This is a genomic window from Poseidonocella sedimentorum, assembly GCF_900116005.1.
Lineage (GTDB): Bacteria > Pseudomonadota > Alphaproteobacteria > Rhodobacterales > Rhodobacteraceae > Poseidonocella > Poseidonocella sedimentorum.
Window position 1 is genome coordinate 295,257 of record NZ_FOYI01000001.1, and the last position, 17,922, is coordinate 313,178.

Consider the following 17,922-nt stretch of genomic DNA (forward strand, 5'->3'; position numbering starts at 1 on the left):
GTCTCGGTCACAGCATCATTCCTTCGTCGGTTCCGCACATGCGCGCACTAAGCCCCAGCCCGCCGGTCACTGCAACGCCTTGAGGGCGGTCCGGACCACATCGGCCGCATCGCGCGCGATCAGGACGCCAGCGGCGCGCAGTCGGGATTGCTTTTGCTCGGCCGTCTCGAGCCCAAAGACCGAGAGCGTCCCGGCGTGGCCCATGCGACGGCCGGCGGGGGCGTGGCGCCCGGCGACGAGGCCGATGACGGGTTTGCCGTAGTCGAGGCCGGAGAGGTAGTCCGCGGCCTTTTCCTCCTCGCGCCCGCCGATTTCGCCGATCAGGATAACCGCCTCGGTATCGGGGTCGTCGCGGAAGCGGGTGAGGCAGTCGACGAAGCCGATGCCGTGGATCGTGTCGCCACCGACGCCGACGGTGGTCGACTGGCCGAGGTTGGCCGCCGAGCAGTTGGCGAGGATTTCGGAGGTCAGCGAGGCGGAGCGTGAGGCGATGCCGATGCCGCCTGGCCGCGCATCCACCGTGGGCATGACGCCGATCTTGCATTGCTCGGGTGTCAGGATGCCTTGGGAATTGGGGCCGATGAGAACGGTATCGCGGCCTGCGAGCGCGCGTTTGACGCGGGCCATGTCATGCTGCGGGACGCGTTCGGTCACGCAGACGATGGTCTCGATGCCCGCCTCGATCGCCTCGATCATCGCATCGGCCGCATTGGGGGCGGGGACGGTCACGAAGCTCGCATCCGCGCCGGTGGCCTCGCGCGCCTCGGCGACGCTGTGGAAGACCGGGAGGCCGAGGTGTTTGGTCCCGCCGCGCCCGGGGCGCACGCCGCCCACGTAGCTCGGCGCGTAGCGCATCGCCTGATCGGTGTAGAAGGTGCCCGCCCGGCCGGTCATGCCCTGCACGATCACGCGCGTGTCCTTGGTGACGATGATCCCCATCAGCGTGCCTCCCCGGCCAGATCCACCACCCGCGCCACCGCGCCGCGCATCTCGTCGAACACCTCCACCGGGACCTTTCGATCGCGCAGGATGTTGAGGCCCCAGGCGGCGTTTTGTCCGGCGAGCCGGGCGATGACGGGCAGCTTGGCGCCCTTGGCGCGCGAATAGGCAAAGGCGATCCCTTCGGCGACGGTGTCGCAGGCGGTCATGCCGCCGCCGTGGACGTTGACGAGGATCGCCTTGACGCCCGGCTGGCCGAGGAGGATCTCGACGCCTCGGGCGATGTCGAAGCTCGTGGCGGTGGTGCGGATGTCCATGAAGTTGGCCGGGGTGCCGCCGGCATCCACGAGCATGTCATTGGTCGCGAGCCCCAGCCCCGCGCCATTGACCACGACGCCCACATCGCCCGCGAGGGGGACGAAGTTGATGTTGCTCTTCTGCGCCTCTTCCTCAGGTTGCGAGAGCTTTTGCTCGGCGGCAATCGAGGCGAATTCGGGGTGGCGGAACCCGGCGTTGGCATCGAGCGCGATCTTGGCGTCGATGGCGATCCAGGCGCCGTCGCGGGTCTCGGCGAACGGGTTGATCTCCAGCAGGGTCATCTCGTTTTCGGTGAAGGCGTCGCAGGCGGCGCGGATCATCTGCTCGGCTACCTCGCTGGCGATGCCGAGCGGGCCGAGGAAGGCGGTCAGATCGGCGTCGGGCGTGAGCACGAGGGTCGAGACCGTATCGGCATCCATGCGCGCGCGCTGCTCGAAGGCGACGCCGCCCTCGCTGGAGGCCAGAAGCATCGGAAAACCGCTGTCGGGATCGAGCGCGAAGGCGATGAAGTACTGGCCCTTGAGATCGAGCGCGGCCTCAACATAGACGGCGTTGACGACCTCGCCGGCGGGGCCGGTCTGTTCGGTCACGAGGGTCGTGCCGAGCATTCGCGCGGCCTCTTCGCGCACGCTTGACGGGGTGGCCGCGAATTTCACGCCGCCCGCGAGCCCGCGCCCGCCAGCGGCGATCTGGGCCTTGACCACGAATTTCCGGGTGTCGATGCGCGCGCAGGCGGCCTCGGCCTCTTCGGCGCTGGAGGCGATGCGCCCCTCGGGGACCGCCACGCCGTATTGGGCAAGGAGTTCCTTCGATTTGTACTCGGACAGAAGCACGATTTTCCTCCCTGGGTTTTCTCCCTTGTTGGTATCTGGTATACCAAGAAACGGACACCTGTCAATCAGCCGATAGTCGCAGTAGGTATCGGTCCGAGGCACGAGCGAGCGAGGGGGAAGACGATGGGGTATCACTGTGGTTGATCTGCGCGATCTGCGCTGTCTGACGGCGCTGGCGCGGCACAAGCATTTTGCCCGCGCCGCCGAGGAATGCGGCATGTCGCAGCCCGCTTTCTCGATGCGGATCCGCAATCTCGAGGAGCGGCTCGGCACGGCGCTGGTCAAGCGCGGCAACAGGTTTCAGGGGCTTACGGCCGAAGGCGAGGCGATCTTGCAGCACGCGCGCAAGATCCTCGACGACGTGCGCGCGCTCGAACAGGATGTGCGGGCGGTCAAGGGCGAGGTCACGGGCTGCCTGACGCTCGGCGCGATCCCCACAACCATCGCCTATGCCGCGCAGCTGGCGATCCGGCTGCGCGATTCCAATCCGGGGCTCACGCTGCGGATCGTGTCGGACACATCGCTCGGCATCCAGCAGGGCGTGGACGATTCGACATATGACGCAGGGCTGACCTATTCCGAAGGGGTCTCGACCGATCTGCTCAAGCTCGAAGCGCTCTACCAGGAGCGCTACGTTCTGCTCGCGCCGCGCACGCTTGCGCCTCGGGACAGCGGCGTGGCCACCTGGGCCGAGGCCGCCAAGGTGCCGCTGTGCCTGCTGGAGCCGCATATGCAGAACCGGCGCATCCTTGACCAAGTCTTTGCCGATTGCGGGCTCCAGCCGAGCGTCATTTCCGAGACCAACGGCTTTACCGCTGCGATGGTCATGGCTGTGCACGGCATGGCGGCGACGATCGTGCCTGAGGTCTATCTCGAAGCGGTGGTCCTTGACGGCGGGGTGGTGGCGCTGCCGCTGGAACAGCCGATCGTGGAGAAGTCCGTGGGCCTCATCACCCCGGGCCGGAATCCCAATATTCCGGTGCTTCAGGCGCTGCGCCGGGCCGCCGATTTGTCATAAGCAGAAATTATCTCACCTTCAGGAATGGCGATTTGCGATGCCTGATGGTTGACCCCATGGTCTGGGTGCAGGGAGTAGATCATGGCACCATTAGACGACCAAAAAGGTATTTGGAAAAAGCAAGGCCGCCGCAAAACCCGCATCACCCCCAAGGGGCGGCAGGTTGAGGACGAGGCGCTTGACCAGGTACGCGAACTGTTGGGCGATACCCCCCGGAACCGGGACTTGCTCATCGAATTTCTTCATCTGATTCAAGATCATCACGGCCATCTGTCGGCCGCCCACATCCGGGCGCTGGCCGAAGAAATGCGCCTCGCGCAGGCCGAGATCTACGAGGTTGCGACCTTCTATGCCCATTTCGACGTGGTGCATGAGGGCGAGACGCCGCCGCCGGCGCTGACCATCCGGGTTTGCGATTCGCTGTCTTGCGAGCTGGCGGGCGCCGAGGCGCTGCACAAGGCGCTGAAAGACGGCATGGACCCGGCCGCGGTGCGCGTGCTCAAGGCACCCTGCATGGGCCGCTGCGATACCGCGCCGGTGCTGGAGCTTGGCCACAACCATATCGATCACGCCACGCCCGAGAAGGTCGAGGCGGCGATTGCGGCTGATGACACCCACCCGGTGCTCCCGAGCTACGAGGACTTCGCGGCCTACCGCGACGCCGGCGGGTATGAGGCGCTCGCCTCCCTGCGCGAGCGCGGGGACTGGGAGGAGGTGCAGGAGCGCATCCTCTCCAGCGGCCTGCGCGGTCTTGGGGGCGCGGGTTTCCCCTCGGGCAAGAAATGGGGCTTTGTCCGCGCCAACGAAGGCCCGCGCTATCTCGCCGTCAACGGCGATGAGGGCGAGCCGGGCACGTTCAAGGACCGCTACTACCTTGAGCGCACGCCGCATCTCTTCCTCGAAGGCATGCTGATCGCCGCCTGGGCCGTGGAGGCCGAAAAGGCCTTCATCTACATGCGCGATGAATATCCCGTCGTCCTCAAGATCCTGCGCCGCGAGATCGCCGCGCTGGAAGAGGCGGGCATCGTCGCGCCGGGGTATATCGACCTGCGCCGCGGCGCGGGCGCCTATATCTGCGGCGAAGAGAGCGCGATGATCGAGAGCATCGAGGGCAAGCGCGGGCTGCCGCGCCACCGTCCGCCCTTTGTCGCGCAGGTGGGCATCTTCAACCGCCCCACGCTCGTGCACAATGTCGAGACGCTCTATTGGGTTGCGAAAATCTGCCGCGAGGGGCCCGAATGCCTCAGCGCGACGGAAAAGAACGGCCGCAAGGGCCTGCGCAGCTATTCCGTTTCCGGCCGGGTCAAGAATCCCGGTGTCCACCTTCTGCCGGCGGGATCGACGATCCTGGATATCATCGATGCCGCGGGCGGGATGCTGGAAGGCCATGTCTTCAAGGCCTACCAGCCCGGCGGGCCGTCATCCGGCCTTCTCCCTGCCAGCCTGGATGACGTCCCGCTAGACTTTGACACATTGCAGCCCCATGGCACGTTCATCGGGTCGGCTGCGGTGGTGATCCTCTCCGACCGCGACAGCGCGCGCGATGCGGCGCTCAACATGCTGCGCTTCTTCGAGGAAGAGAGCTGCGGGCAATGTACGCCCTGCCGCAAGGGGTGCGAGAAGGCGGTCAAGCTGATGGAGGCCGAGACCTGGGACACGGATCTTCTCGAAGATCTCTGCACGGTCATGTCCGACGCGTCGATCTGCGGGTTGGGGCAGGCGGCGCCGAACCCGATCCGCCTGACGATCAAACATTTTTCCGACGAGCTTGGCGCCGTGCCGCCGAGCAGCGGTTACGGAACCGAGCAAAGCCTCGAAGGAGGGGATAGCTGACATGGCCGATGGTGCAAGCGTCAACATGGTGACCTTCTCGCTCAATGGCGAGGATGTGACCGTCCCCGAAGGGATCACGATCTGGGAAGCGGCCAACGGGCGGGGGCTCAAGATCCCGCACCTGTGCCACAAACCCGCGCCGGGCTATCGCCCCGACGGCAACTGCCGGGCCTGCATGGTCGAGGTGGAGGGCGAGCGCACGCTGGTCGCCTCCTGCATCCGGCCCGTTTCCGACGGCATGGTGGTCAAGACCGAGACCGAGCGGGCCGAGAAATCACGCAACCTTGTGATGGAGTTGCTGGTCGCGGACCAGCCCGAGAAGGCCCACGACAGATCCTCCCATTTCTGGGACATGGCCGAGCTCAACGGGGTCGAGGAGAGCCGCTTTCCCAAGGTCGAGGCCGAGACCGTGCCGCTTCTGGATGCGAGCCACGTGGCGATGCGCGTCAATCTCGATGCCTGCATCCACTGCAACCTCTGCGTCCGCGCCTGCCGCGAAGTTCAGGTCAATGACGTTATCGGCATGGCCGGGCGCGGCCACACCGAACAGATCGTCTTCGACCAGAATGACCTGATGGGCGACAGCACCTGCGTGGCCTGCGGCGAATGCGTGCAGGCCTGCCCGACCGGCGCGCTGCTGCCCGCCACGGTGGTGGACGAAAACCAGGAAGGCGATACCAAGGATTTCGATCGCGAAGTGAAAAGCGTCTGTCCCTATTGCGGGGTCGGCTGCCAGATTTCCTTCAAGGTCAAGGACGACAAGATCAAATACGTCGAGGGCATCGACGGGCCGGCCAACCAGAACCGGCTCTGCGTCAAGGGCCGGTTCGGCTTCGATTACATCGCCCACCCGCACCGGCTCACCAAGCCGCTCATCCGCCGCGAGGACGCGCCCGCCAAGGGGCTCAACGTCGATCCGGGCAACCTCATGACCCATTTCCGCGAAGCGACATGGGACGAGGCGCTCGATGCGGCGGCAAACGGGCTCGACCGGCTCCGCCGCGACACCGGCAAGCGCGTGGCGGGTTTCGGCTCGGCGAAATGCTCCAACGAAGAGGCCTATCTCTTCCAGAAGCTGATCCGCCAGGGCTTCGGCCACAACAACGTCGACCACTGCACGCGGCTCTGCCACGCGTCCTCGGTGGCCGCGCTGATGGAAAACGTGGGCTCTGGCGCCGTGACGGCGACGTTCAACGAGATCGAGAACGCCGATGTGGCGATCGTGATCGGCTGTAACCCGCTGGAAAACCACCCCGTCGCCGCGACCTATTTCAAGCAGTTCGTCAAACGCGGCGGCAAGCTCATCGTGATGGATCCGCGCAGCCACGGGCTCAAGCGGTTTGCCTCGCACATGCTCCAGTTCAAGCCGGGCGGGGACGTCTCCATGCTCAACGCGATCATGAATGTGATCGTCGAGGAGGGGCTCTACGACCAGCAATATATCGAGGCCTACACCGAGAACTGGCCGGCGATGAAGGAGCACCTCAAGGACTATCCGCCGGAGAAGATGGAAGAAATCTGCGGCGTCGACGCGGAGCTTCTGCGCGATGCGGCGCGGACCTTCGCCACCGCCAAGGCCGGGATGATCTTCTGGGGCATGGGCGTGAGCCAGCACATCCACGGGACCGACAACTCCCGCTGCCTCATCTCGCTCGCGCTGATGACCGGTCAGGTGGGGCGCCCCGGAACGGGCCTGCACCCGCTGCGCGGCCAGAACAACGTCCAGGGCGCGTCGGACGCGGGTATGATCCCGATGTTCCTGCCCGACTACCAGTCGGTCATGGATGACGGCGTGCGCTCGGCCTTCACCGAGGTCTGGGAATCGGGCGACTTCTCCAGCGAAAAGGGCCTGACGGTCGTCGAGATCATGGACGCGATCCATGCGGGCGACATCCGCGGCATGTATATCCTCGGCGAGAACCCGGCCATGTCCGACCCGGATGTGGACCACGCCCGCGACGCGCTGGCCATGCTCGAGCATCTCGTGGTGCAGGACATCTTCCTCACCGAAACGGCGAACTATGCCGACGTGATCCTGCCCTCCAGCGCCTTCGCCGAGAAGACCGGCACCGTGACCAACACCAACCGCCAGGTGCAGATGGGCCGGCCGGTGGTCGCGCCTCCGGGGGAGGCCAAGGAAGACTGGTGGATCGAGGTGGAGCTGGCCAAACGGCTGGGCCTCAACTGGTCCTACACCCACCCGCGCGAGATCTTCGACGAGATGAAGAAGAACATGGCCTCGCTCGACAACATCACCTGGGAACGGCTGGAAAATGCCGCCGTGACATATCCCTCGCTCAGCCCCGAAGACCCGGGCCAGGCGATTGTCTTCGGCGATGGCTTCCCGCGCCCCGAGGGCCGCGCGCGCTTTACCCCCGCCGCCGTCATCCCGCCGGACGAGCTGCCCGATCCGGAATATCCTTTCGTGCTGATCACCGGCCGTCAGCTGGAGCATTGGCACACCGGCTCAATGACCCGCCGCGCCACTGTGCTCGACGCGGTGGAGCCCGAGGCCAACTGTTCGATGCACCCGCATTCCTTGCGTGATCTCGGCCTCGCCGCCGGCGATATCGTCCGCCTGACCACCCGGCGCGGCAGCATCCGTCTGCTCGTCCGGGCCGACCGGGCGGTCGCCAAAGGCAACGTGTTCCTGCCCTTCGCTTACGTGGAAGCGGCGGCGAATATCCTGACCAACGCGGCGCTCGATCCCTACGGCAAGATCCCCGAGTTCAAGTTCGCGGCGGTCAAGGTCGAAAAGGATCAGGACGCGATCGCCGCGGAATAGGTCGCGCGCGCGGACAAGAACGGGCCTCGGGCCGCGCATGAGGCGCGCCCGGGGCCTTTTTCCGCAGGGCCTTTCCCCTTGACCGCGTGTCGCGGCTCTCTAGTCTTGAGCATCCCGGTTTCGCCGCCGCCCCGTCCGGCGCGGCGGCGGGGTGCGGCCCGGCAATTCCAGCAGGATTTGCGCCCGCTTTTCGGGGGCGAAGCCGGTCCATCCGGCGATTTCGTCAAGCGTGCGGGCACAGCCGGCGCAGAGCCCGGTCTCGGGGTGGATCACGCAGAGCTTGACGCAGGGGCTCTCGATCTCCGCGCGCCGCCAGACCTCATCGGAACTCATGCGCCGCTGCTCCCCAGATTGCCCAGCCGGTCGAGCGCGCCTTGCAGGATGTAGGAGGCCGCCACGTGGTCGATGAGCTGGGCGCGGCGGCGGCGGCTGGTATCGGCCTCCAGAAGCGCGCGCTCGGCGGCGACGGTCGAGAGGCGCTCATCCCAGAAGCTCATCGGCAGATCGCTCACCCGCGCGAGGTTGCGAGCAAAAGCCCGGGTCGACTGGCAGCGGGGGCCCTCGCTGCCGTCCATGTTGCGCGGCAGGCCGAGCACGACGCCGGCGATCTCGCGCTCGGCGCAAAGCTCCAGCAGGCGGCCGGAGTCGAGGGTGAATTTCTTGCGCCGGATCGTCTCCAGCGGGGTGGCGACAGAGCGCATCCGGTCGCTCACCGCAACGCCGATGGTCTTCTCGCCGAAATCGAGCCCGATGAGCGCGCGATGCGGGGGCAGGGCGGCGGCGAACGCGCCGATCTCGTCGGTGATCATGGGCGCAGTCCGGCGTCTGCGGCGGCGGCCTCGATGCTCCCGAGCGCCTGCGCGTCATTGCCGAAGACCAGCCGGGCTTCGTCGAGGATCACCTGTGCCTGATCGTCGCGGCCCAACACGCCGAGCGCGCGGATCAGCCGGGCCCAATCCTCCGCCGTGCCGCCTTGCTGCGCGAGCCGGTCGGAGAGGCGCGACACCATGCCTTCGATCATCGCCTGCCGGTCCTCGGCGCTCATCTGGCTCGCCGCCTCGACGTCCTCCGCCGTGGGACCGGGACTGAGCGGGTTGGAGAGATCGGGCGCGTAATCGACCCCGGCGAGCTGGGCCGCATCAAGGATCTGAGCGCGCAGGGCGGGCATCCAGGGCGCATCGGGTGGGCTCTTTTCGAACAGCGGTTGCCAGAGGCGGAAGGCAATGTCAGGCCGCCCGGTCTGGAGCAGCATCAGGCCGATGTAATAACTCGCGCGGCCATCCTCCGGCGCGCGCTCCAGCGCGGCGCGAAAGGCGGCCTCGGCCTCCGGCGAGACATAGCCGCCCGCTGCGATGGTCAGGATCTCGCCAAGCTCGGCGTGATCTTGGGCCATGGCCCCGGGGCCGAGGATCTCCAGCACGCGCCGCTGTGCCGCGCTGGCGGCGGCGAAATTGCCAAGCGCGGTCTCATTGCGCGCCAGAAGCCTTTGGCCCTGGAGATCGCCCGGGTTGGACTGGACCGCCGCGCGCAGCCGGGTCATCAGCGTCTCGAATTCCGCCGAAACCGTGGGCTCGAGCCGGCCCCGTGCCTCCATGCGCGCTTCGGCCTCGGCCTGGGAGGGGCGCGTCTCATAGATCGTCTCAGCCTGCGCGAGCCGCGTGGCCCGGCCCAGATCGCCATAGCCCGGCGCGCCGAGCCAGAGGTAGAGCCCGAGCCCGGAGAACAGCACCAGCGCGATGAGCCCGGCGGCAAGCGCGGTTCCGCGCGGCGCGGTGCGGCGGGACCCGCTCTCCTGCGCGCGCTTGTCGGCGGCGAGGATCCGGCGGGAAATTTCGGTGCGCGCGCGTTCGGCATCCGCCGCGCTCATCACGCCGCGCGCCGCATCGCGCTCCACCTCGGCAAGCTGATCGCGATAGACGGACAGATCGAACTCCCCCGCATCCGGCGCAGCAGCGCCCGGCCGCCCCTGAAGCGCGCGCAGCAGGATCAGGGCGACAAGCAGCGTCAGGCCGCCGGTGATGAGCCAGAACGACATCGTCTCTCCTTCGTGGTCCAAGGGATGTAAGCCGCCATGCGCCCCGACAAAAGGGGTAAATCAGCGCAGGGGCCCCGAGGGCCGCGCAAGCGCGCGCGCCGATGTCGCAAAAAATCCAAAAAGCGGCGCGGGATGTCTCGTCTTGTCTCGCCGCTCCAGTGAGAACCATACTGACGGCGGGCGCGACGCGAATCCCGCCGCGCCGGCCTTTCGAGCGGAGCCCATGAAACGATATTCAGCCTTTGCCATCGCCCGCGAAGCCGCCCGGTATCACACCGGTTGGGAGCGCGCATGGGCCTCACCGGAGCCGCGCGCGCGCTATGATGTGATCATCGTCGGGGCCGGGGGGCACGGGCTCGCCACGGCGTATTACCTCGGGAAGACCTTCGGGATCACCAACGTGGCGGTGATCGAGAAAGGCTGGCTTGGCGGCGGCAACACCGGCCGCAACACGACGATCATCCGCTCGAACTACCTGCAGGATCCCTCGGCCGCGATCTACGAAAAGGCGCGCAGCCTCTACGAGACGCTGAGCCAGGATCTCAATTACAACGTCATGTTCTCGCCCCGCGGCGTGCTCATGCTGGCCCAGACCCATCACGAGATGCGCGGCTACCAGCGCACGGCCCATGCCAACGCGCTGCAGGGCGTGGCGACGGAGTTCATCTCGCCCGAGCGGGTCAAGGAGATTGTGCCGATCATCCGGCTCGACGGGCCGCGCTACCCGGTTCTTGGCGGGCTCTGGCAGGCGCGGGGCGGCACTGCGCGTCATGATGCGGTGGCCTGGGGCTATGCGCGGGCCTGTTCGGACATGGGAATGCATATCATCCAGGGCTGCGCGGTGACCGGCGTGCGCTCCGAAGGCGGGCGCGTGACCGGGGTCGAGACCTCGCGGGGCGCGATCGGCTGCGACAAGCTCGGCATCGTCGTCGCGGGGCATTCGGGCGAGCTTGCGGGCATGGCGGGCTTCCGCCTCCCCATCGAGAGCGTCGGGCTACAGGCCCTCGTCTCCGAGCCGGTCAAGCCCTGCATGGACATCGTCGTGATGGCCAATACGGTGCACGGCTACATGAGCCAGTCCGACAAGGGCGAGATGGTCATCGGCGGCGGCACCGACGGGTTCAACAGCTACACCCAACGCGGCTCGTTCCAGCACATCGAGGAGACCGTCCGCGCGCTCATCGAGACCTTCCCGATGATCTCGCGGCTCAAGATGCTGCGCCAATGGGGCGGGATCGTGGACATCACGGGCGACCGCTCTCCAATCCTGTCCAAGACGCCGCTGGAGGGCTGTTTCATCAACTGCGGCTGGGGCACGGGCGGGTTCAAGGCGATCCCCGGCTCCGGCTGGGGCTTTGCCGAGCTCATGGCCAAGGGCCGCTCGCCCCTGACCGACGCCTTCTCGCTGGATCGGTTCCGCGAGGGGCGCTTCATCGACGAATCCGTGGCGGCGGGGGTGGCACATTGACCATGACGATTGACCAAGGGACGAGGGCTTGTGAAACGAGCCTGAAATCGCGCAGGAACCATCTCCGCGCGGCGTGCGTTTCTCCTGCAACTCAGAGGTTGATAGGAGACATTTCATGGCCGAGAAAACATCCGGCTCAAGCAACGCCCTGGCTTTCGTCGTCGGCGGTCTCGTCGTCGTCGTGGGCATTTTGGCCTATCTTTTCCTCGGCGGCGACGTCCCCGCGGCCGAAGAGCCCGATATTCAGATCGAACTGCCGGATCTCCCCCAGGACGGCGGCTGATCGACGCAAGTTTCAGAACGACACGCGCCCGCGCTCGGCCCTGAGCCGTGTCGCGGGCGTTTTTCGTTCTGCGCTGCCGGGATCCGGGGTTCTGACGGAGGGCCGGCCATGCTGATCCTGCACTGCCCTCATTGCGGCGCCGAGGCCGCCGAGACCGATCTGACGCCCGGCGGGCAGGCGCATTTGCGGCGCGAAGGGCCCGGCGCTTCGGATGAGGCCTTCGAGGCCTACCTCTTCCAGCGCGACAATCCCAAGGGCGTGCATTTCGAACGCTGGCGCCATGCCTATGGCTGCGGCAAGTGGTTCATTGCGGCGCGCGCAACCGACACGATGGAAGTCTTCGGCACCTATCCGGCCCAGACCAGCGCCCCACCGCGGGAGCTTCTGGACCGGATCGCCGAGCGCCGCCCGGATTGGCGCGGGAGGGGCGAGGCATGAGCGTGCGTCTCAAGACCGGCGGGCGGCTCATCGACCGCAGCCAGCCGCGCAGCTTTCGGTTCAACGGGCGCGTCCTGCGCGGCTACAAGGGCGACACGCTCGCCTCGGCGCTGCTCGCGAGCGGCCAGACATTGCTCGGCCGGTCCTTCAAATATCACCGCCCGCGCGGCCTCGTCGGCTCTGGGGTCGAGGAGCCCAACGGGCTCGTGGCGCTCGGGACGGGCGATCAGCTTGAGCCCAACCAGCGCACCACCACGACCGAGCTGCGCGAGGGGATGGAGCTGCGATCGCAGAACCACTGGCCGAGCCTCGGGTTCGACATCGGCGCGCTCAACAGCCTCGCGCCCCGGCTCTTCCCGGCGGGGTTCTACTACAAGACATTCACCTGGCCGCGCAGCTTCTGGAAACACGTCTACGAGCCGATCATCCGCCGCTCCGCCGGGCTTGGGCCCGCCCCGGATGCGGAGGCGCGCGATCCCGACAGCTACGAGCATTTCCATGCCTTCGTCGATGTTCTCGTCATCGGCGGCGGGCTTGCGGGGCTTGAGGCGGCGCGGGTTGCCGGCGCGAGCGGCGCGCGCGTGCTGCTCATCGAACAGACCGCGCATTGGGGCGGCCGCGCGGCAAAAGATGAACAAATCGTTAACGGGAGCCCTGTGGATAACTTGGTGGAAGAAATCCGCGCCGAACTCTCCGCGATGGGCAATGTCCAGTGCCGCAGCCGCACGATGGGGGTCGGGGTCTATGATCACGGGCTGGTCCTCGCGGTTGAAAACCTTGCCGAAAATGCAAGCATAAACGATGCCGCGCGGCAGCGACTGTGGAAGATCCGGGCGGGTCAGGTCATCGTCGCGACCGGCGCTCTGGAGCGCCCCTTGAGCTTTGCGGGCAACGATGTTCCGGGGGTCATGCTGGCCTCTGCGATCCGCGATTACCTCATCGATTTCGGGGTCAGCCCGGGCGATCGGACCGTGGTCGTGACCAACAACGACAGCGCCTATCGCACCGCGATCGCCCTTAAAACACACGGTCTCGACGTGCCTGCGATCCTCGATGCGCGGGCCGGTGGCGGCGGTGCGCTGGCGCAGGAAGCGCGCGCTCTGGGGATCCGCGTGGAGGCGGGCCGGGGCATCGCCCGGGTGCTCGGCGGCAGGGCTGTGCGCGGCGTTGCGATCTGCGCGCAGGCGGGCGAGGGCGTGGTGCAGGAGGAGATCGCCTGCGATGCGGTGGCCATGTCCGGCGGCTGGTCGCCGGTGGTGCATCTGTGGTCCCATTGCGGCGGCAAACTCCGTTGGGATGACGCCGCGGCGGCTTTTGGTCCGGATGTGGACAAAGCGCCGCTCGGGGCCGATGGCGCGCCCTTCGTGAGCGCCGCCGGGACGGCGAATGGCGTGTGGGGCCTCGGGGCCGTTCTGGCCGATTCAGCGCGGGTCGGGGCGGAGGTCGCCGCGCGGCTGAGGCGCGAGGGCGCAGCGCCGCGTTCGGTTGAAATCGACGCGCCGGAGGAGGCCCCGATGGAGCCCGTCTGGCTCATGCCACAGGGCGCGGGGCCGAAACTCCGGGCCAAGGCCTTCCTCGATTTCCAGAACGATGTGAAGGTCTCCGACGTGCAGCTCGCCGCGCAGGAGGGCTTCGCCTCGGTCGAACACGCCAAGCGCTACACCACGCTCGGCATGGCCACCGATCAGGGGAAGCTCTCGAACATCAACGGGCTCGCGATCCTGTCGGACGCGCTTGGCCAGCCGATCCCCCAGACCGGCACCACCACCTTCCGCCCGCCCTATGCGCCGCTCACCCTTGGCGTGATCGCCGGCGAGGCGCATGGGAGCCTCTTCCAGCCCGTGCGCGAGACCCCGATGCAGGCGTGGCACGAAGCGCGGGGCGCCTATTGCGAGCCGGTGGGTCAGTGGCGGCGGCCCTATTGCTATCCGGTGGGCGAGGAGAGCCACGAGGACGCGGTCCGGCGCGAGGTGCGCGCGGTGCGTGAGGGCGTGGGGATGCTCGATGCCTCGACACTGGGCAAGATCCTGGTGCAGGGGCCGGATGCGGGGCGCTTCCTCGACATGCTCTACACCGGCCGCATCAGCACGCTGGCGATCGGCAAATGCCGCTATGGGCTCATGTGCAGCGAGAACGGGTTCCTGATGGATGACGGCGTGGTGGCGCGGCTCGGGCCCGAAAGCTTTCTCGTTCACACCACCACCGGCGGCGCGGATCACATCCACGCCCACATGGAGGACTGGCTCCAGACGGAATGGTGGGACTGGCAGGTCTATACCGCCAATCTGACCGAGCAATACGCGCAGATCGTCGTCGCGGGCCCCAAGGCGCGCGATGTGCTGGAGGCGCTCGGCGGGATGGACGTCTCGGAGGCGCGGCTGCCCTTCATGACCTGGGCCGAGGGGGCGCTTGGCGGATTTGATGCGCGCGTCTTCCGCATCTCGTTTTCGGGGGAGCTGTCCTTCGAGATCGCCGTGCCCGCGGGGCAGGGACAGGCGCTTTGGGATGCGATCCTCAAGGCCGGCGCGGATCACGCGATCACCCCCTACGGCACCGAGGCGCTGCACGTGCTGCGCGCCGAGCGGGGCTTCATCATGATCGGTGACGAGACCGACGGGACGGTGATCCCGCAGGACCTCGGGCTCGACTGGGCCATCGCCAGGAAGAAGGACGACTACATCGGCAAACGGGCGCAGGCGCGGGCGCATATGGTCGATCCGGAGCGTTGGACGCTCGTGGGGCTTCAGACCATCGACGGCACGGTCCTGCCCGACGGGGCCTATGCGGTGGACGCGGGCGAGAACGAGAACGGTCAACGCAATGTGCAGGGGCGGGTGACGTCGAGCTACTTCTCGCCCACGCTGGGCCGGGGCATCGCCCTCGGGCTGGTGCGGCGCGGGCCGGAGCGGATGGGCGAAGTGCTGGAGTTTCCGCGCATTGGGGGCGCGAGCGCCATGGCGCGGATCGTCTCGCCGGTGTTCTACGATCCCGAGGCGGAGGCGACAGATGGATAAGGCGGGCGAGATGTGGCGCTTTGACGGGGCTCTGGCACGAGTGAGCCGGATGGCCGGGATGGGCATGCTGACGCTGCGCGGCGATCTGGCGACGGAGGCCATCGGCGGCGCGGTGTCGGCGGCGGTGGGCCTCGCCGTGCCGCAAACGCGAAGGATCGGGTTCGGGCCACAAGGCGCCGTCGCCTGGATGTCGCCCGATGAGCTTTTGCTGCTGGTGCCGGGGGCGGACCGTGCGGCGCGGCAAGAGGCGATGCGCCCGCCGCTGGAGGGGCGCCACCACCTGCTCGCGGATGTCTCGGACGCCCGCGCGGTCTTCACCGTGGAGGGCCCGGCCTGCCGCGATGTGCTGGCCAAGATCATGCCCGTCGATCTCGACCCGCGCGCCTTCGGGCCGGGCCAGATCCTGCGCTCTCGCGCGGGCCAGGTCGCCGCCGCCATCTGGATGGAGCGCGAGGAACGCATCACGCTTCTGTGCTTCCGGTCGGTCGCGGGCTACATGGGCGAGCTTCTGAAGACCAGCGCGGGCGAAAGCGGCGATCCGGCCTATTTCCGGCCAGAGGCGGGCTGAGCCGCGCGCGGGCGGAATTCTTTCGCCGAATGTGGGTCTTGGCCGGGCCCCAGGGGTTGACGCGGCGCCGGTCCGCTCTTCTATGTGAGGCAACCGCAACACCAAAGATGACAAGGAGATCCAGCCATGGCTTTCGAACTTCCCGATCTTCCCTACGCCCATGATGCCCTCGCCGATGCCGGCATGTCCAAGGAAACGCTCGAGTTCCACCACGACATCCACCACAAGGCCTATGTCGACAACGGCAACAAGCTCATCGCCGGGACCGAGTGGGCCGACAAATCGCTCGAAGACATCATCACCGGCACCTACGACAAGGGCGCCGTGGCCCAGTCCGGCATCTTCAACAACGCCTCGCAGCACTGGAACCACACCCAGTTCTGGGAAATGATGGGCCCGGGCAAGACCGCCATGCCGTCCGAGCTCGAAGCCGCGCTCGTCGACAGCTTCGGCTCGGTCGACAAGTTCAAGGAAGAGTTCTCCGCCGCGGGCGCGGGCCAGTTCGGCTCCGGCTGGGCCTGGCTTGTGAAAGACACCGACGGCGGCCTCAAGGTCACCAAGACCGAAAACGGCGTCAACCCGCTCTGCTTCGGCCAGACCGCGCTTCTGGGCTGCGATGTGTGGGAGCATTCCTACTACATCGACTTCCGCAACAAGCGCCCGGCCTACCTCACCAACTTCCTCGACAACCTGGTGAACTGGGAAAACGTCGCCTCGCGCATGTAGGCGCGCGGCCTGCGGCCCGAGCGGCCTCGCAGCAGTGATACGCAAAACCCCGCACCATTGGCGCGGGGTTTTTTCGTTGTGGGGGAGGGCCCGGGTCAGGTCACGGTGACGGTGAAATCCTCAAATCCGTCGATCGACAGGACCATGGTGTCGCCCCGCTCGACGGGACCCACACCCGAGGGCGTGCCCGACAGGATCACGTCGCCCGCGGCGAGTTCGAAATAGTCGGAGAGGTAGGAAATCATCTCCGGCACCTTCCAGATCATCTGGTTCAGATCGCCCTTCTGGCGTAGATCGCCATTCACCGACAGCGAGATCGCGCCATCGTTGCGCAGCCCGGTTTCGCTGACCGGATAGACCGGGCCGATCGGCGCGGAGCGCTCGAACGCCTTGCCGATCTCCCACGGCCGTCCGAGCTTCTTCTGCTCGCCCTGCAGGTCCCGGCGCGTCATGTCGAGCGAAAGCGCATAGCCGTAGATATGGCTCTCGGCCTCGTCGAGCGGGATGTTGGTGCCGCCCGATTTCAGCAGGACGGCAAGCTCGGCCTCATGGTGCACGTCGCTGGAATGGTCGGGGTAGGGGAACTCGCCCGAAGGATCGAGATTATTGGGGTTCTTCTGGAAGAAGAAGGGCGCCTCGCGGTCCGGATCATGGCCCATCTCGATGGTGTGGGCGGCATAATTGCGGCCAATGCAGTAGACGCGGCGCACGGGAAAGAGCGCGTCCGATCCCCTGATAGGCAGCGCGACAACGGGCGGCGTTTCGATGGCATAGCTGGTCATATGGTCCCTCTTCGGTAGCCAAGGTTGGCGGCTCTAGCAGCCGGATCAATCCCGATCAATGTGATGTTACACGATATTTTCATTGATTGATCAACCAATATCGCGTTAAAACGGGTCAATAAATGAATATTGATCAACCAATGAGGGGCCTTCGGTGACCAAATTCGAAAGGTTCGGACGCGAGGAGGCGATTGCAGCCCTGACCGGATTCATCCGGGCGGGCGGCTACCGGCCGGGCGATCGGCTCCCGCCTGAGCGCGAGTTGATCGTCAGTCTCGGGATGAGCCGGAGCAGCTTGCGGCGCGGGCTTGAGGCGCTGGAGCACGACGGCCTGATCTGGCGCCACGTCGGCAAGGGGACGTTCATCGCGGCGCAAGGCGGGGCGGGGGGCTCGAGCTCGCTGTCCGAGCTCAGCCGTCAGGTCACCCCGGTCCAGCTCATGCGGGCGCGCCTCGCTCTTGAGCCGGCCATCGCGCGCGAAGCGGCGATCAATGCCTCGGCCGACGAGGTCGCGCGGCTCAAGGCGATCAAGGAGGCGGCCGAATCCGCGCCCGACTGGGACAGCTACGAGGCGCAGGACGACCATTTCCACCGCGCCGTCGCGGCCGCCACGGGCAATGTCCTTCTGCTGTCGCTCTTCGATCAGATGAACCAGGTCCGCCGCGCCGTGGCGTGGAACACGGTGGTGCGCAAATCTGAGCGCCCGCCGCGCGACCACAGCAGTTTCGCCGAACACAACGCCCTCGTCGACGCCATAGAGGCGCGCGATCCCAATGCCGCCCAGGCCGCCATGCGCGCGCATCTGGGCTCGGTTTCCAAACGACTGTTCGAGGAGCACTGAGCACACGACACGACCTCGGCACCAAGAGGCGCAAAGCCCGC

General features: G+C 66.9%; 16 protein-coding genes. 10 read left to right on the forward strand and 6 right to left on the reverse strand.

Annotated elements, in window-relative coordinates:
* Window positions 1–66: 66 nt before the first annotated feature.
* Both sucD and BM353_RS01420 read right to left on the reverse strand, forming a co-directional pair.
* Complete coding sequence (gene sucD / locus BM353_RS01415; protein ID WP_092075864.1) at window positions 67–939, reverse strand: succinate--CoA ligase subunit alpha; 873 nt, start codon at window positions 937–939, stop codon at window positions 67–69.
* Complete coding sequence (locus BM353_RS01420) at window positions 939–2,090, reverse strand: ATP-grasp domain-containing protein (protein ID WP_092075866.1); 1,152 nt, start codon at window positions 2,088–2,090, stop codon at window positions 939–941. Before BM353_RS01420 ends, sucD begins: the two co-directional genes overlap by 1 nt.
* Before the next feature lie 136 nt (window positions 2,091–2,226).
* Between BM353_RS01420 and BM353_RS01425 the strand changes: the two genes are divergently transcribed.
* The 3 genes from BM353_RS01425 to fdhF all read left to right on the forward strand — a co-directional run bounded on the left by BM353_RS01425 (window position 2,227) and on the right by fdhF (window position 7,726).
* Window positions 2,227–3,108: a LysR family transcriptional regulator gene (locus BM353_RS01425; protein WP_092075867.1), complete on the forward strand. Its 882-nt coding sequence runs from the start codon at window positions 2,227–2,229 to the stop codon at window positions 3,106–3,108.
* 81 nt (window positions 3,109–3,189) lie between these two features.
* Window positions 3,190–4,941: an NAD(P)H-dependent oxidoreductase subunit E gene (locus BM353_RS01430; RefSeq protein WP_092075868.1), complete on the forward strand. Its 1,752-nt coding sequence runs from the start codon at window positions 3,190–3,192 to the stop codon at window positions 4,939–4,941.
* A 1-nt stretch (window position 4,942) separates the two neighbouring features.
* The gene (gene fdhF / locus BM353_RS01435) at window positions 4,943–7,726 is read left to right on the forward strand and encodes a formate dehydrogenase subunit alpha (protein WP_092075870.1); all 2,784 of its coding nucleotides are present in this window, start codon (window positions 4,943–4,945) and stop codon (window positions 7,724–7,726) included.
* A gap of 99 nt (window positions 7,727–7,825) precedes the next feature.
* Here fdhF and BM353_RS01440 read toward each other — a convergent pair whose 3' ends face one another.
* From BM353_RS01440 to ccmI, 3 genes are read right to left on the reverse strand one after another with little or no spacing between them, the layout of a single operon-like run.
* A complete protein-coding gene (locus tag BM353_RS01440) occupies window positions 7,826–8,059 on the reverse strand; it encodes a DUF1289 domain-containing protein (RefSeq protein WP_092075872.1) in 234 nt (77 codons plus the stop codon).
* Window positions 8,056–8,535: a Holliday junction resolvase RuvX gene (gene ruvX / locus BM353_RS01445; protein ID WP_092075874.1), complete on the reverse strand. Its 480-nt coding sequence runs from the start codon at window positions 8,533–8,535 to the stop codon at window positions 8,056–8,058. The genes BM353_RS01440 and ruvX overlap by 4 nt, the downstream gene beginning before the upstream one ends.
* Window positions 8,532–9,761, reverse strand: coding sequence for a c-type cytochrome biogenesis protein CcmI (gene ccmI, locus BM353_RS01450; protein ID WP_092075876.1), 1,230 nt, complete (start codon window positions 9,759–9,761; stop codon window positions 8,532–8,534). Before ccmI ends, ruvX begins: the two co-directional genes overlap by 4 nt.
* A gap of 223 nt (window positions 9,762–9,984) precedes the next feature.
* On the opposite strand from ccmI, the gene BM353_RS01455 reads away from it, so the two are divergent.
* The 6 genes from BM353_RS01455 to BM353_RS01475 all read left to right on the forward strand — a co-directional run bounded on the left by BM353_RS01455 (window position 9,985) and on the right by BM353_RS01475 (window position 16,258).
* A complete protein-coding gene (locus tag BM353_RS01455; protein WP_092075878.1) occupies window positions 9,985–11,229 on the forward strand; it encodes a sarcosine oxidase subunit beta family protein in 1,245 nt (414 codons plus the stop codon).
* A 115-nt stretch (window positions 11,230–11,344) separates the two neighbouring features.
* Window positions 11,345–11,512, forward strand: a complete 168-nt coding sequence (locus BM353_RS16830; RefSeq protein WP_177220423.1) for a hypothetical protein — start codon at window positions 11,345–11,347, stop codon at window positions 11,510–11,512.
* 108 nt (window positions 11,513–11,620) lie between these two features.
* A complete protein-coding gene (locus BM353_RS01460) occupies window positions 11,621–11,950 on the forward strand; it encodes a sarcosine oxidase subunit delta (protein ID WP_092075880.1) in 330 nt (109 codons plus the stop codon).
* Window positions 11,947–14,964, forward strand: coding sequence for a sarcosine oxidase subunit alpha family protein (locus BM353_RS01465; protein ID WP_092075882.1), 3,018 nt, complete (start codon window positions 11,947–11,949; stop codon window positions 14,962–14,964). The genes BM353_RS01460 and BM353_RS01465 overlap by 4 nt, the downstream gene beginning before the upstream one ends.
* Window positions 14,957–15,532, forward strand: coding sequence for a sarcosine oxidase subunit gamma (locus BM353_RS01470; RefSeq protein ID WP_092075884.1), 576 nt, complete (start codon window positions 14,957–14,959; stop codon window positions 15,530–15,532). Before BM353_RS01465 ends, BM353_RS01470 begins: the two co-directional genes overlap by 8 nt.
* A 126-nt stretch (window positions 15,533–15,658) precedes the next feature.
* On the forward strand, window positions 15,659–16,258 hold the full coding sequence (locus BM353_RS01475; RefSeq protein WP_092075886.1) for a superoxide dismutase: 600 nt from the start codon (window positions 15,659–15,661) through the stop codon (window positions 16,256–16,258).
* Between the two features lie 95 nt (window positions 16,259–16,353).
* Here the strand turns inward: BM353_RS01475 and BM353_RS01480 are convergent, their stop codons facing one another.
* Entirely contained in the window at window positions 16,354–17,040 is a 687-nt protein-coding gene (locus tag BM353_RS01480; protein ID WP_092075888.1) for a fumarylacetoacetate hydrolase family protein, read from the reverse strand.
* A 154-nt stretch (window positions 17,041–17,194) separates the two neighbouring features.
* Between BM353_RS01480 and BM353_RS01485 the strand changes: the two genes are divergently transcribed.
* A complete protein-coding gene (locus BM353_RS01485) occupies window positions 17,195–17,881 on the forward strand; it encodes a FadR/GntR family transcriptional regulator (protein ID WP_092075890.1) in 687 nt (228 codons plus the stop codon).
* Window positions 17,882–17,922 lie beyond the last annotated feature (41 nt).

What these genes read in the sequence shown, in the direction of transcription:
- sucD (WP_092075864.1), bottom strand. Translation starts at nt 939, where the DNA reads ATGGGGATCATCGTCACCAAGGACACGCGCGTGATCGTGCAGGGCATG.
- BM353_RS01430 (WP_092075868.1), top strand. Translation starts at nt 3,190, where the DNA reads ATGGCACCATTAGACGACCAAAAAGGTATTTGGAAAAAGCAAGGCCGC.
- fdhF (WP_092075870.1), top strand. Translation starts at nt 4,943, where the DNA reads ATGGCCGATGGTGCAAGCGTCAACATGGTGACCTTCTCGCTCAATGGC.
- BM353_RS01440 (WP_092075872.1), bottom strand. Translation starts at nt 8,059, where the DNA reads ATGAGTTCCGATGAGGTCTGGCGGCGCGCGGAGATCGAGAGCCCCTGC.
- ruvX (WP_092075874.1), bottom strand. Translation starts at nt 8,535, where the DNA reads ATGATCACCGACGAGATCGGCGCGTTCGCCGCCGCCCTGCCCCCGCAT.
- ccmI (WP_092075876.1), bottom strand. Translation starts at nt 9,761, where the DNA reads ATGTCGTTCTGGCTCATCACCGGCGGCCTGACGCTGCTTGTCGCCCTG.
- BM353_RS01455 (WP_092075878.1), top strand. Translation starts at nt 9,985, where the DNA reads ATGAAACGATATTCAGCCTTTGCCATCGCCCGCGAAGCCGCCCGGTAT.
- BM353_RS16830 (WP_177220423.1), top strand. Translation starts at nt 11,345, where the DNA reads ATGGCCGAGAAAACATCCGGCTCAAGCAACGCCCTGGCTTTCGTCGTC.
- BM353_RS01460 (WP_092075880.1), top strand. Translation starts at nt 11,621, where the DNA reads ATGCTGATCCTGCACTGCCCTCATTGCGGCGCCGAGGCCGCCGAGACC.
- BM353_RS01465 (WP_092075882.1), top strand. Translation starts at nt 11,947, where the DNA reads ATGAGCGTGCGTCTCAAGACCGGCGGGCGGCTCATCGACCGCAGCCAG.
- BM353_RS01470 (WP_092075884.1), top strand. Translation starts at nt 14,957, where the DNA reads ATGGATAAGGCGGGCGAGATGTGGCGCTTTGACGGGGCTCTGGCACGA.
- BM353_RS01475 (WP_092075886.1), top strand. Translation starts at nt 15,659, where the DNA reads ATGGCTTTCGAACTTCCCGATCTTCCCTACGCCCATGATGCCCTCGCC.
- BM353_RS01480 (WP_092075888.1), bottom strand. Translation starts at nt 17,040, where the DNA reads ATGACCAGCTATGCCATCGAAACGCCGCCCGTTGTCGCGCTGCCTATC.